Here is a 13,407-nt window from a genome sequence, read left to right on the forward strand (position 1 = left end):
GTCTCTCCTATGACTTGATGTACGGCTCGCCGTCGGCGGCCGGCGGCCGCGAGCGTCCGACCAGACCCGCCACGGCGAAGATGGTCACGACGTACGGCAGCATGAGCATGAACTGGCTGGGCACCGGCGATCCGATGACGCTGAGCACACCCTGCAGGTTCGTGGCGAAGCCGAACAGCAGCGCGGCCAGGGTCGCGCGGATCGGATCCCACTTTCCGAAGATCACCGCCGCGAGGGCGATGAAGCCGGCGCCAGCCGTCATCTCCTGGTTGAAGCGCGGCACCGAGACCAGCGTGTAGAACGCTCCGCCCATGCCCGCGACGGCTCCGGCGAGGATGATCGCCCGGTAGCGGGTCGCCGCCACCTTGATCCCGACGGTGTCCGCCGCCTGCGGGTGCTCGCCGACTGCGCGAAGACGCAGCCCCCAGCGGGTGCGGTACAGCGAGTAGGCGACGATCGCGACGACCGCGTACATCAGGTAGACGATGAAGGACTGCTGGAACAGGATCGGCCCGATCACGGGGATCTCGCCGAGCACCGGGATGGGCAGCACCGTGAAGGTGTCCGGGCTGTTCAGCGCCTCGGTGTTGGGGGCGAGCACCTGACGGAACAGGAACGTGGTGAGACCGACCACCAGGACGTTCAGCACCACGCCGACGATGATCTGGTTGACGTAGTACGTGATCGTGAAGACGCCGAGCACCAGCGCCACGAGCATGCCCGCGACCATCGCGGCGATCAGACCCGCCCACGGCGTGCCCGCGAGCGATGCCGCGACCGCCGCCGTGAAGGCGCCGGCCAGCAGCTGCGCCTCGATGGCGATGTTGACGACACCGGCGCGCTCGCCGATCACACCGCCGAGTGCGCCGTAGATCAGCGGGGTCGCCAGTGCGAGCGCACCGGCCAGAAGGCCGATCATCGGCAGGGTCTGACCCGCCGCCGCCCAGGCGAGGAACCCGATCAGCAGCACCGCGACGTACGCCACGATCAGCCACAGCGAGATCTTGCGGTGACGCATAACCGCGAGCGCAGCGAGGACAGTGCACACTGCGAGCAGCAGCACGGCGACCCACGCGGTCGCCGTGGCCGGCAGCACCACGTCGGGCACAGGGATCGCGGCCCGCTCCTCGGCGAGGCGGAACGTCGTCACGCCGTCGCGCGGCGCCAGCAGCGGCAGCAGGGCGAACAGCACCGTGAACAGGCCGAAGATCACCGGGGTCTTCCACGAGACGACGGCGACGCGACGGGGCTCCTCGATCGGGGCGTCGGTCAGGGGGGCCGTGACGGTCATGCCGACACCTCCTTCTCTTCGACGGGCTCGGTGCGGCGCTTCGCGGAGGCGCGTCTGCTGCGCCGGGAGGGCCGTCCGGGCTGCGGCAGACCGAACATGGCCCGCACCAGCGGCGGCGCGGCGATGAACAGCACGATCAGCGACTGCACGACGAGGATGATCTCGACCGGGATCCCCTGCGAGGACTGCATCGTGAAGCCACCGGTCTTGAAAGCGCCGAACAGCAGGCCGGCGCCGAGGATGCCCAGAGGCGAAGAGCGCCCGAGCAGGGCGACGGTGATCGCATCGAAGCCGATGCCGGCGTCGATGCCGCCGCTGAAGCCGCTGACCTCGGTGCCGAGCACCTGGCTGACACCGGCGATGCCGACGAGGGCACCGGCGATGAGCATGACGACGAAGTACATCCGGCCCACGTCGATGCCCGCCACGCGTGCGGCCGCGGGGTTCTCGCCGACCGCGCGGAAGCGGAAGCCGAGCGCCGAGCGCTCCAGCAGCCACCACGTGAACGCGACCGCGATCAGCGCGAGCAGGAAGCCGGCGTGCAGCTTGTACCCGGGGCCGAGGATGAGCGGCAGCTGCGCGGACTCGGGCATGGGTGCCGTCTTCGGGTTGCTCGAGCCGGGCGCCTGCAGCAGGCCCTGGGTGGCGAGCATCCACGCGAGCAGATAGAACGCGATGTGGTTGAGCATGATCGTCGTGATCACCTCGTGCGCGCCGGTGCGCGCCTTGAGGTAGCCGGCGATCCCGCCCCACAGCGCTGCGGCGATCATGCCGGCGACGACGGCGGCGACCAGGTGCAGCACGATCGGCAGGTCCATCGCGGTGGCCACGTAGCCGGCGGCCGCCGCGGCCATCAGCATCTGGCCCTGGCCACCGATGTTGAACAGGCCGGCGCGGAAGGCCAGGCCGACGCCGAGACCGGCCGCGATCAGCGGGGTCGCGAACTTCAGGGTCTCGGTGAGCGGGCGGATGCCGGCGGCGAAGGTGTCGGCGTTGTAGTTGTAGATCGCGCCGCGGAACAGTGCCGCATAGGCTCCCGAGACCGATTCCCAGATGGCGACGAACGTGTCCATCGGCTGCGCGAAGAAGTATCCGGCGGCGGCCTGGACATCCTCGTCGGTCGCGGCGATCATGATCGAGCCGACGACGACGGCGATGAGCACTGCCAGCAGCGAGATGATGCCGTTGCCGTGCACGATCGCCTGCAGGGTCACCTGCCAGCGCGACGGTGCGATCTTGGTCTCGGGTTCGGCGAGTGGGCCCGGCGTCTGCGTGGTGCTCACTTCGTCTCCCTCCGGTCGCTCAGTGCATCCAATGCGATCTCTCCGTTCTGGTCGGCGGAAGAGGTCCGGTCGGCTGTGCTCTCGGCGGAGGCCGCGGACTCGCTCATGCCGGCCATCATCAGGCCGAGCGTCTCGCGCGAGGTGTCGCCGGGCACGATCCCGACGATCCGGCCGCGGTACATCACAAGGATGCGATCGGCGAGTGCGGATACCTCGTCCAACTCGGTGGAGACCAGGATCACGGGGACACCGGCATCCCTCGTCTCGATGATGCGCTTGTGGATGAACTCGATCGAGCCGACGTCGACGCCGCGCGTCGGCTGCGCAGCGACGAGCAGCGACAGGTCCCGGCTGAGCTCACGAGCCAGCACCACCTTCTGCTGGTTGCCGCCGGACAGGCGGCCGGCCGACTGCGTCGGCCCCTGCGTGCGGATGTCGAACTCCTCGATCTTGTCGTGCGCGAAGCGCTCCAGCAGCCCGCGCTGCACGGCGCCCATGACGACGAACGGCGCGCCGTACGAGCGATCGAGCATCAGATTCTCGGAGATCGAGAACTCCTTGACCAGGCCGTCGACGCTGCGGTCCTCCGGCACGAAGCCGACGCCGGCGTCGAGAATGCGCCGCACGGTGCGTCCGACGAGCTCCTGCCCGTCGAGGCGGATGCTGCCTCGCACATCGCCCTGCAGGCCGATGATCGCCTCGGTGAGCTCGGTCTGCCCGTTGCCCTGCACTCCGGCGATGGCCAGCACTTCGCCACCGCGCACCTCGAAGGACGCGCCGTCGACGGTCACTGTGCCGAACTCGTCAGCCACGGTGAGGTCCGAGACGACCAGGCCGTTCTCGCGCAGCTCGGGGGCGTCCTTGGCGACCGTGAGCTCGACAGCGCGGCCGACCATCAGGTTGGCGAGCTCGGAGTTGGATGCCGTCGGCTGGGCCTCGCCGACCACCTTGCCGAGGCGGATGACGGTGATGCGATCGGCGACTTCGCGCACCTCCCGCAGCTTGTGCGTGATGAACACGATCGAGGTGCCCTGCTCCTTGAGCCGACGCATCGTCGCCATCAGCTCGTCGGTCTCCTGAGGGGTGAGCACCGCGGTCGGCTCGTCGAAGACGAGCACCTTCGCCTCGCGGGAGAGTGCCTTGATGATCTCCACCCGCTGCTGAACCCCGACCGGGAGGTCCTCTACGAGGGCATCCGGGTCGACGTGGAAGCCGAACCGGTCGGAGATCTCACGCACCTGCGCGCGAGCTGCCGCGATGTCGAGCCGACCGCCGAAGCCGGTCTGCTCGTGACCGAGCATGACGTTCTCGGCGACCGTGAAGACGGGGATGAGCATGAAGTGCTGGTGCACCATGCCGATGCCGGCAGCCATCGCATCGCCGGGACCGGCGAAGTGCTGCTCGACATCATCGAGGAGGATCTCCCCCTCATCGGCCTGGTACAGACCGTAGAGCACATTCATCAGCGTCGACTTCCCGGCGCCGTTCTCGCCGAGCAGGCAGTGGATCTCCCCTGCCTCGACCGTCAGGTCGATGTGGTCGTTCGCTGTCAGCGCGCCGAACCTCTTCGTGATGCCGCGCAGTTCAAGCTTCATATTCTGATCCTATTCACAGGCAGAATCGGGGAGGCCGGCGCGAGCCGACCTCCCCGATCCCAATGCATCAGTTGTTGAGGTACGAGGTGACCTCGACCGTGCCGTCGATGATGTCCTGGCGCAGCTGAGTGACCTCATCCTGCAGCTCGGCATCGACCTTGTCGGCGAAGTTGTGCAGGTCGGCGATGCCGACGCCCTCGTTCTCGAGCGTTCCGATGTATGCCTCGGCGTCGAACTCGCCCTTGCCGCTGGAGAGCACGGCCTGGTAGGTCGAGAGGTCCATGGCCTTCAGCACCGAGGTCAGCACGACGTCAGCGGTGCTCGGATCGGTGACGAACAGGTCGGCGTCGGCGCCGATCAGGGCGATGTCCTTGCCGGACTCCTTGATGGCCTGCTGAGCCGACTGGTAGATCGGACCGCCGACCGGGAGGATGACGTCGACGCCCTGGTTCAGGATGTTGACTGCGACCTGCTTGGCGTCCGGGTTGGCCTCGAAGCCACCGGTGAACGAGCCGGTCTTGCCGTCCCAGCCGATGACCTGGACGTCGGTGCCCTTGACCTCGTTGTAGTGGTTCACGCCCTGCAGGAAGCCGTCCATGAAGATCGTCACGGTCGGGAACTCCATGCCGCCGTAGGTGCCGACCTTGCCGGTCTTCGAGTAGCCGGCCGACAGGTAGCCCGCGAGGAACGCGGCCTGTGCGGTGTCGTACAGCAGGGGCTTGATGTTCTCGGCGTCCTTCGTGCCGTCGAAGTCGTTGTCGGCGGCGTCGTCGACGAGGATGAAGTCGATGTCCTCGTTGGCGCCGGCCGCCTCGACGGTCGCTGCCGACAGCGCGAAGCCGACGGCCACGATGGCGTTGCAGCCCTCGCTGACGAGGTTGGTCATGTTGGGGCCGTACTCGGTCTCGGCGTTGGACTGCACGTCCTTGAGCTCGACACCGAGCTCGTCAGCGGCCTTCTTCGCGCCTTCGAACGAGAGCTGGTTGAACGACTTGTCGTCGAAGCCGCCCATGTCGGAGACGATGCAGGGCAGGAAGTCGAGTGCTTCCTCTCCTCCGCCGCCCGCGGGCTTGTCGGTGGGCGCCTGACCACACGCGGCCAGGCTGAGGACGACGCCGGCGGCGAGGGTCGCGCCGAGCAGCTTCTTGGTGATGGAGATGGACACTCATGCCTCCCTGAACGGTCCCGCGGACATCGCGGGTCGATCGAGATTACCTACTGTTACGCGCTCTGCGCACCATCAGCCCGGACGTGCTGGCGAAAGGTTACAAACCTGCAATGCACGACGCGCTACAGCACGTCCCCTCGGCCGGTGAGCTTGAGGGATTCTACGACGCCCTTCACCCGCTGGGCGTGCTCGACGGTCGTCACCAGCAGGGCGTCGTCCGTGTCGACGACGACGATGTCGCGCACGCCGACCAGGCTGATCACGCGGGAGGTCTGACTCACCAGGATGCCGCTGGCGGCGTCCGACAGCACTCGCGCCTTCGGCCCGAGCACCGCGAGGTCGTTCTTGCGGCCGTGGGTGATGAGCTTGGTGAGGGATGCGAAATCGCCGACGTCATCCCAGTCGAAGTGCCCGGGGATCACCGCGAGACGTCCGCGCTCGGCGGCGGGCTCGGCGACGGCGTAGTCGATGGCGACCTTCTTCAGCCCCGGCCAGATGCGGTCGACCGCGGGCCCTCTGCGGTCGCGGTCGTCCCACGCCTCGGCGAGCTCGAGGAGCCCTGCGTGCAGCTCCGGCTCGTTCGCCGCGAGCTCGTCCAGCAGGACTCCCGCCTTGGCGATGAACATGCCCGCGTTCCACAGGTAGTCCCGATCCGCCGCGTACACCTTGGCGGTATCGAGATCCGGCTTCTCGACGAAGCGCTCCACCAGCGTCGCCTCCGGTGCGCCGTCGACGACGATCTCCTCGGCCCGCTTGATGTACCCGAACCCGACGGACGGCTCAGTCGGCGGGATGCCGATCGTGACGATGAACCCTTCGCGAGCGACCTGGACGGCCTGCTGCACGGCCCACTCGAAGACCTGGGTTCCGCGGATCACGTGATCGGCGCTGAAAGATCCGATGATCACGTTCGGGTCCCGGCGGTGCAGGATCGCCGCCGCCAGCCCGATGGCCGCGGCGGACTCCCGCGGCTCGGATTCGAGGAAGACGTTCTCATCGGGAATGCCCGGAAGCTGGCCCTCCACGGCGGCGCGATGCGCGCGACCGGTGACCACGGCGATGCGCTCCTCGCCGGCCAGCGGCACCAGGCGATCCCACGTGTCGCGCAGCAGCGAGTGCCCCGACCCGGTGAGGTCGTGGAGGAACTTCGGCGCGTCGGCGCGTGACAGCGGCCACAGCCGGCTGCCGATTCCGCCCGCGGGGATCACCGCGTAGAAGTCATCGATTCTGCCCATGCGTCCAACCTATCCGGCCGCCGCAGTCGAGACCGCGACGCGCTAAGGGTCGCCTTCGTCGCACCCAGCGTTCTGACAGGAATAGGATGGAGGAGGCCGGGCATGCCCTGTGGCACGCCCCCGACATCTCATCGATCAGGGAGGACGACGTGTCCACGAGCACGCGCTTGACACCGTCGATTTCGGAGACCACGTCGAAGTCTCCGCGCGGCACACTGTATCGGGGCCGCGAAGGGATGTGGTCGTGGGTGCTGCACCGCATCACCGGCGTCGCGATCTTCTTCTTCCTTCTGGTGCATGTGCTCGACACGGCGCTCATCCGCGTCTCGCCGGAGGCGTACGACGCGGTCATCGGCACCTACAAGAACCCGGTCATGGCGTTCGGCGAAGTGGTGCTGGTCGCAGGCATCGCCTTCCACGCGATGAACGGCCTGCGCATCATCCTGGTCGACTTCTGGTCCAAGGGCGCGCGGTTCCAGCGTCAGCTCTTCTGGATCGTGATCGGGGTGTGGGCCGTGATCATGGCGGGCTTCGTGCCGCGCCACCTCGCACTCGCGTTCGCCGGATTCGGAGGGGGTCACTGATGTCCACCCAGACTGCAGCTCCTGTCGCTCGCCGCCGTCGCGGTGTCAACCTCGAGAAGTGGGGCTGGCTGTTCATGCGCGGCTCCGGCGTCATCCTCGTGGTGCTGATCTTCGGCCACCTGTTCGTGAACCTGATGCTCGGCGACGGCATCCACGCACTGGACTTCGGCTTCGTGGCGGGCAAGTTCGCCAACCCGTTCTGGCAGTGGTGGGACGTGCTGATGCTCTGGCTCGCGCTGATCCACGGCGCCAACGGCATGCGCACCATCGTGAACGACTACGTCACCCATGAGAAGGCCCGCAAGACACTCGTGTGGGCGGTCGGCCTGGCGGCGGCCCTGCTCATCATCCTCGGCACCCTGGTCGTCTTCACCTTCGACCCCTGCCTCGGTCTCACCGAGGGCAGCACGCTCGAAGAGGTCTGCGCCGCCCAGGGCGTCTTCCCGAACTGACAAGAGAGCAACGACAAGTGACTACCCAGACCCATGATTCCGTCGTCCGCGACGGCGTGCACTACCACCAGTTCGACGTCGTCATCGTCGGCGCCGGCGGCGCGGGCATGCGCGCCGCGATCGAGGCCGGGCCCGGTGCGAAGACCGCGGTGATCTCGAAGCTGTACCCGACGCGCTCGCACACCGGTGCGGCGCAGGGCGGCATGGCCGCGGCCCTGGCGAACGTCGAGGACGACAACTGGGAATGGCACACCTACGACACGGTCAAGGGCGGTGACTACCTCGTCGACCAGGACGCCGCCGAGATCCTCGCCAAGGAGGCGATCGACGCCGTCATCGACCTTGAGAACATGGGCCTGCCGTTCAACCGCACCCCGGACGGCAAGATCGACCAGCGCCGCTTCGGCGGACACACCGCCGAGCACGGCAAGTCCCCCGTGCGCCGCGCCTGCTACGCCGCCGACCGCACCGGTCACATGATCCTGCAGACGCTGTTCCAGAACTGCGTCAAGCTCGGCATCAACTTCTTCAACGAGTTCTACGTGCTCGACCTGATCACGGTGAAGGACGCCGCCGGCGCCACGCAGATCGCGGGCGTCGTGGCATACGACCTCGCCACCGGCGAGCTGCACGTGTTCCACTCCAAGGCCGTGATCTTCGCGACCGGCGGCTTCGGCAAGATCTTCAAGACCACCTCGAACGCCCACACCCTCACCGGCGACGGCGTCGGCATCGTCTGGCGCAAGGGCCTGCCGCTCGAGGACCTTGAGTTCTTCCAGTTCCACCCGACGGGTCTGGCCGGTCTCGGCATCCTGCTCACGGAGGGAGCCCGAGGCGAAGGCGCGATACTCCGCAACGCCTCCGGCGAGCGGTTCATGGAGCGCTACGCCCCCACCATCAAGGACCTCGCGCCCCGCGACATCGTGGCACGCAGCATGGTGCAGGAGGTCGCGGAAGGCCGCGGCGCCGGCCCGCACAAGGACTACGTCTACCTGGACTGCACGCATCTGGGCGCCGAGGTCCTCGAGACCAAGCTGCCGGACATCACCGAGTTCGCCCGCACCTACCTGGGCGTCGATCCCGTCGTCGAGCCCGTCCCGGTGATGCCGACCGCGCACTACGCGATGGGCGGCATCCCCACGAACAACGACGCCGAGGTGCTGGCCGACAACACCACGGTGGTGCCCGGACTCTACGCCGCCGGCGAGTGCGCCTGTGTGTCGGTGCACGGCTCCAACCGTCTCGGCACCAACTCACTGCTCGACATCAACGTGTTCGGCAAGCGCGCAGGACGCAACGCCGTGGAGTACTCCAAGACCGCGGACTTCGTGCCGCTGCCCGAGAACCCGGCCACATTCGTCAAGGACATGATCGAGGGCCTGCGCGAGAACAAGGGCACCGAGCGCATCGCGGTGCTGCGCAAGAAGCTGCAGGACGAGATGGACAAGGGCGCGCAGGTGTTCCGCACCCACGAGTCGCTCGAGCACGTGCTCGGCGTCATCAAGGAGCTGCGCGAGCGCTACCGGAACGTCCACGTGGACGACAAGGGCAAGCGCTTCAACACCGACCTCCTCGAAGCGGTCGAGCTGGGCTTCCTGCTCGACATCGCCGAGGTCGTCGTCTACGCGGCGCAGAACCGCAAGGAGAGCCGTGGCGGTCACATGCGCGACGACTTCCCCAAGCGCGACGACGAGAACTACATGAAGCACACCATGGCCTACCTGACGGGCGACCCGCACTCATCGACGCCGGCCGACCACATCAAGCTCGACTGGAAACCGGTGGTCATCACCAATTACCAGCCGATGGAGAGGAAGTACTGACATGTCGAACGCCGTCGCCGAGGCATCAACTCAGAACGTCGCAGAAGAAGCGGCCGTGCAGTCCTTCCTGGTCACCTTCAACATCCGCCGCTTCGACCCCGAGGTCGACGCGGAGCCGCGCTGGGTCGACTACGACGTGGAGCTCTACGCCACCGACCGCGTGCTCGACGCGCTGCACAAGATCAAGTGGGAGGTCGACGGCTCGCTGAGCTTCCGCCGCTCCTGCGCGCACGGCATCTGCGGGTCGGACGCCATGCGCATCAACGGCCGCAACCGCCTCGCCTGCAAGACGCTGATCAAGGACCTCGACATCTCGAAGCCGATCTACGTCGAGGCGATCAAGGGCCTGCCGCTGGAGAAGGACCTCATCGTCGACATGGAGCCGTTCTTCGCCTCCTACCGCGAGGTGCAGCCCTTCCTCATCGCGAACTCCACACCCGAGAAGGGCAAGGAGCGCGTGCAGTCGATCACCGATCGCGCGATCTTCGACGACACCACCAAGTGCATCCTGTGCGCCGCGTGCACCTCGTCGTGCCCGATCTTCTGGACCGACGGCCAGTACTTCGGTCCGGCCGCGATCGTCAACGCGCACCGCTTCATCTTCGACTCGCGCGACGACGCGGGCGACGTCCGCCTGGACATCCTGAACGACAAGGAGGGCGTGTGGCGCTGCCGCACGACCTTCAACTGCACCGAGGCGTGCCCGCGCGGCATCGAGGTCACCAAGGCCATCGCCGAGGTCAAGCAGGCTGTCCTCCGCGGACGAAGCTGACCCACTCGCTACTCTGGGGTCGTGACCGATTCCGAGCAGCAGCGGACGCCGGGAGCCAGCGCGCGTGAGAAGCGCGGTCTGGCCGCCCGGGCCGCTCGCGAGGAGCAGCATCTTCGGGCACGGTGGGAGGCGACGCAGGAGAGCCTGCGGGGGCGCTTCGATGTGCCCATCGAGCGCGCCACGAAGCTGACCCGAAGGACCCTCGCGCTGTTCCCCGTCCGGGTGTGGCGCAACTTCCTGCAGCACGAGGGGTTCCTGCTGGCGGCGGGCGTCAGCTATCAGACGCTGTTCGCGACATTCGCCGCCGTGTACGTGGTGTTCGCGGTTGCCGGCGTCTGGCTGGGCAACGATGAAGCCGCCGTGCAGGCTCTGATCAATGTCATCAACGACTACATCCCAGGCCTCATCGGCGAGACCGGGATCGCCACCCGCGAGCAGGTGCTGCAGATCACCAGCAACACCAGCAGCGCGCTGACGATCACGGGTGTCATCGCGCTCGGAGCCTTGATCTGGACCGCCATCGGCGCGATCTCGTTCGCCCGGCGCGCGGTGCGGGGCGTGTTCGGCATCGCGCCGGACCGGCGCAACTACGTGATGCTCAAGTCCCTGGATCTGCTGGCCGCCATCGTCTTCGGCGCAGGTCTCGTGCTCGGCACCGCGCTCGGCACCGTCGGTACCTGGGCGCTCAGTCTGGTGTTCGAGCTCATCGGCATGAGCGAGTCCTCGGCGCTGTTCGGATTCACCGTCCGAGCGGTGACCGTCGTCATCCTGTATGCCGTGAACACGGCGCTGCTGGCCGGATTGTTCCGCTTTCTGACAGGCACCAGCCTGACGTGGCGCCGCATACTCCCCGGCGCGTTCCTCGGAGCCGGTGCGACGACCGTGCTGCAGCTCGCGTTCGGTCTGTTCCTCAGCTACTCCCCCTCGAACCCGCTGCTGGTGACGTTCACCGTGTTCATCGTTCTGCTGCTGTGGTATCGGCTGATCGGCATCGTCCTGCTCGTGGCGGCGTCCTGGATCGCCGTGGCAGCATCCGATCACGACGTGCAGCTGATTCCGCAGACCGAGGCCGAGCGGCTGGCGGCCGAGCACGAGGCGCTGCTGCTGGCGGCACGGGTGCGGCTGCGGACCGCCATCGACGAGCAGGTGACGTCGCCGTGGTACCGGCGCTGGGCCGCGGACCGCGCCGTGCGCGATGCGCGGGACGAGCTGAAGCAGGTCGAGGATGCCAAGCCCCCGGCGCCGGTCAAGGGCAGGCGCGGCGGTGTCCGTGCCGGTCGTTAGGCTGGAGGAATGCCCCATCTGCGTATCGCTTCAGTCAATGTCAACGGGATCAGGGCGGCCGTCCGCAACGGCATGCACGCCTGGCTGGACGCCGCCGATGTCGACATCCTGACAGTGCAGGAGGTGCGCGGAGACGATGAGCACCTCGCCGCGGCGTTCCCCGGCTGGTCCATCGTGCACGACAAGGCGACCGCAAAAGGACGCTCGGGAGTGGCGATCGTCAGCCGGGAGCCCGCGGTGGCGTCGCGCACGGTGTTCGGCGACGATGACTTCGACTCGGCGGGGCGCTGGATCGAAGCCGATTTCTCTCTCGGTGGCGAACCGCTGACCGTGGTCAGCGCGTACGTGCACTCCGGCGAGGCGGATACGCCCAAACAGGACGAGAAATGGCGCTTCCTCGACGCGATGACGATCCGCATGGGTGAGCTCGGCGCCGACGGCGCCCTGGCGCTCGTGACCGGAGACCTCAACGTCGGTCACCGCGAACTCGACATCAAGAACTGGCGCGGCAACCGCACCAAGGCGGGCTTCCTGCCGCGCGAGCGCGCCTACTTCGACAGGTTCCTCGGCGCCGCCGGCGAGCACGTCACGGGTGTGGACGGCACGACCGGTCCCGGGATGGGCTGGGTCGACGTGGGTCGGGTGCACCACGGCGAGATCGATGGCCCGTACACGTGGTGGTCGATGCGCGGCAAGGCCTTCGACAACGACAGCGGATGGCGCATCGACTACCACCTCGCGACCCCTCCGCTGGCGGCACGCGCCACCGGCTACACGATCGCGCGAGCGGCCACCTACGCCGAGCGCTGGAGTGATCACGCTCCCGTCATCGTCGACTACACGTACTGACGAGTCGGCCGCACCTGACCAGTCGAGCGCACGCACTGACCATAGGATTGACTCCGTGACGAAACCACGCCTCTACTCAGGAATGCAGCCCTCCGCCGACTCGCTTCAGGCCGGCAACTACATCGGGGCGCTCCTGCAGTGGCGTGAGATGCAGGGCTCGTACGACGCCTTCTTCTCGGTCGTCGACCTGCATGCGATCACCGTGCCCCAGCAGCCCGCCGAACTGCGCGAGAAGACCCGTCGCACGGCGGCGCAGTACATCGCGGCGGGCATCGAGCCGTCGAAGTCGACACTGTACGTGCAGTCGCACGTGCGCGCGCACGCCGAGCTCGCCTGGATCCTCAGCACGATCACCGGCTTCGGCGAGGCCGGCCGCATGACGCAGTTCAAGGACAAATCGCAGCGATACGGTCAGGACTCCACCTCTGTCGGGCTGTTCACCTATCCGGTGCTGATGGCTGCGGACATCCTGCTGTATCAGAGCGAGCTCGTGCCGGTCGGTGACGACCAGAAGCAGCACGTCGAGCTCACCCGCGACCTCGCCGAGCGCTTCAACAGCCGTTTCGGGAAGACGTTCACCGTGCCGATGCCGGTCATCCAGAAAGAGACCGCACGCATCTACGACCTGCAGAACCCGACGTCGAAGATGTCGAAGTCGGCTGAGAGCGACGCGGGAGTGCTGTGGCTGCTGGATGACCCGGCGAAGTCCGCGAAGAAGATCATGCGCGCGGTGACCGACACCGAGGGCTCGGTGCGCTTCGATCGCGAGAGCAAGCCAGGGGTATCGAACCTGCTGACCATCTACGCGGCCCTCACCGGCAGGCAGGTCGGCTCCATCGAGGACGAGTACGCCGGGCGGGGCTACGGCGATTTCAAGAAGGGTCTCGCGGAGGTCGTGGTGCACGAGTTCGGCCCCGTGCGCGAGCGCGCCAACGAGCTGCTGGCCGATCCTGCCGAGCTCGATCGCATCCTCGCCGGCAACGCGGCGAAGGCGGATGCCGTGGCGGATGCCACGCTCGCGGACGTCTACGACAAGGTGGGACTGCTGCGTCGCGTCTGACGCGAGCGGTG

The 13,407-nt window shown here is 67.4% G+C and carries 12 protein-coding genes; 7 read left to right on the plus strand and 5 right to left on the minus strand.

All coding sequences use genetic code 11. The annotated features are described in order from the left end of the window. Positions 1-7: 7 nt before the first annotated feature. The 5 genes from ACQUSX_RS14730 to ACQUSX_RS14750 all read right to left on the minus strand — a co-directional run bounded on the left by ACQUSX_RS14730 (position 8) and on the right by ACQUSX_RS14750 (position 6,572). A complete protein-coding gene (locus ACQUSX_RS14730) occupies positions 8-1,291 on the minus strand; it encodes an ABC transporter permease (RefSeq protein WP_428907751.1) in 1,284 nt (427 codons plus the stop codon). Continuing rightward, positions 1,288-2,574: an ABC transporter permease gene (locus tag ACQUSX_RS14735; protein ID WP_428907750.1), complete on the minus strand. Its 1,287-nt coding sequence runs from the start codon at positions 2,572-2,574 to the stop codon at positions 1,288-1,290. Before ACQUSX_RS14735 ends, ACQUSX_RS14730 begins: the two co-directional genes overlap by 4 nt. Beyond that, a complete protein-coding gene (locus ACQUSX_RS14740; protein WP_428907749.1) occupies positions 2,571-4,169 on the minus strand; it encodes an ABC transporter ATP-binding protein in 1,599 nt (532 codons plus the stop codon). Before ACQUSX_RS14740 ends, ACQUSX_RS14735 begins: the two co-directional genes overlap by 4 nt. 67 nt (positions 4,170-4,236) lie before the next feature. Further along, positions 4,237-5,334, minus strand: a complete 1,098-nt coding sequence (locus tag ACQUSX_RS14745) for a BMP family lipoprotein (RefSeq protein WP_428907748.1) — start codon at positions 5,332-5,334, stop codon at positions 4,237-4,239. Positions 5,335-5,459: 125 nt separating this feature from the next. Continuing rightward, complete coding sequence (locus ACQUSX_RS14750; RefSeq protein ID WP_428907747.1) at positions 5,460-6,572, minus strand: mannose-1-phosphate guanylyltransferase; 1,113 nt, start codon at positions 6,570-6,572, stop codon at positions 5,460-5,462. A 149-nt stretch (positions 6,573-6,721) separates the two neighbouring features. Between ACQUSX_RS14750 and sdhC the strand changes: the two genes are divergently transcribed. The 7 genes from sdhC to trpS are packed head-to-tail and all read left to right on the plus strand — an operon-like array spanning position 6,722 to position 13,396. Further along, entirely contained in the window at positions 6,722-7,156 is a 435-nt protein-coding gene (gene sdhC / locus ACQUSX_RS14755; RefSeq protein ID WP_428907746.1) for a succinate dehydrogenase, cytochrome b556 subunit, read from the plus strand. Next, positions 7,156-7,608, plus strand: coding sequence for a succinate dehydrogenase hydrophobic membrane anchor subunit (locus ACQUSX_RS14760; protein ID WP_428907745.1), 453 nt, complete (start codon positions 7,156-7,158; stop codon positions 7,606-7,608). The genes sdhC and ACQUSX_RS14760 overlap by 1 nt, the downstream gene beginning before the upstream one ends. A 17-nt stretch (positions 7,609-7,625) precedes the next feature. Continuing rightward, positions 7,626-9,431, plus strand: coding sequence for a succinate dehydrogenase flavoprotein subunit (sdhA, locus tag ACQUSX_RS14765; RefSeq protein WP_428907744.1), 1,806 nt, complete (start codon positions 7,626-7,628; stop codon positions 9,429-9,431). A gap of 1 nt (position 9,432) precedes the next feature. Further along, entirely contained in the window at positions 9,433-10,203 is a 771-nt protein-coding gene (locus ACQUSX_RS14770) for a succinate dehydrogenase iron-sulfur subunit (RefSeq protein ID WP_428907743.1), read from the plus strand. Positions 10,204-10,224: 21 nt separating this feature from the next. After that, a complete protein-coding gene (locus ACQUSX_RS14775; RefSeq protein WP_428907742.1) occupies positions 10,225-11,487 on the plus strand; it encodes a YihY/virulence factor BrkB family protein in 1,263 nt (420 codons plus the stop codon). 9 nt (positions 11,488-11,496) lie between these two features. After that, positions 11,497-12,336 carry an exodeoxyribonuclease III gene (locus ACQUSX_RS14780; protein ID WP_428907741.1) on the plus strand — a complete coding sequence of 280 codons (840 nt, stop codon included), beginning with the start codon at positions 11,497-11,499 and terminating at the stop codon, positions 12,334-12,336. A gap of 55 nt (positions 12,337-12,391) precedes the next feature. Next, positions 12,392-13,396, plus strand: coding sequence for a tryptophan--tRNA ligase (gene trpS / locus ACQUSX_RS14785; protein WP_428907740.1), 1,005 nt, complete (start codon positions 12,392-12,394; stop codon positions 13,394-13,396). Positions 13,397-13,407 lie beyond the last annotated feature (11 nt).

This window comes from Microbacterium alcoholitolerans (assembly GCF_050408615.1).
Lineage (GTDB): Bacteria > Actinomycetota > Actinomycetes > Actinomycetales > Microbacteriaceae > Microbacterium.

Excerpts from the sequence above, each read along its gene's own strand:
- ACQUSX_RS14730 (WP_428907751.1), bottom strand. The coding sequence starts at position 1,291 with ATGACCGTCACGGCCCCCCTGACCGACGCCCCGATCGAGGAGCCCCGT.
- ACQUSX_RS14740 (WP_428907749.1), bottom strand. The coding sequence starts at position 4,169 with ATGAAGCTTGAACTGCGCGGCATCACGAAGAGGTTCGGCGCGCTGACA.
- ACQUSX_RS14750 (WP_428907747.1), bottom strand. The coding sequence starts at position 6,572 with ATGGGCAGAATCGATGACTTCTACGCGGTGATCCCCGCGGGCGGAATC.
- ACQUSX_RS14760 (WP_428907745.1), top strand. The coding sequence starts at position 7,156 with ATGTCCACCCAGACTGCAGCTCCTGTCGCTCGCCGCCGTCGCGGTGTC.
- ACQUSX_RS14770 (WP_428907743.1), top strand. The coding sequence starts at position 9,433 with ATGTCGAACGCCGTCGCCGAGGCATCAACTCAGAACGTCGCAGAAGAA.
- ACQUSX_RS14780 (WP_428907741.1), top strand. The coding sequence starts at position 11,497 with ATGCCCCATCTGCGTATCGCTTCAGTCAATGTCAACGGGATCAGGGCG.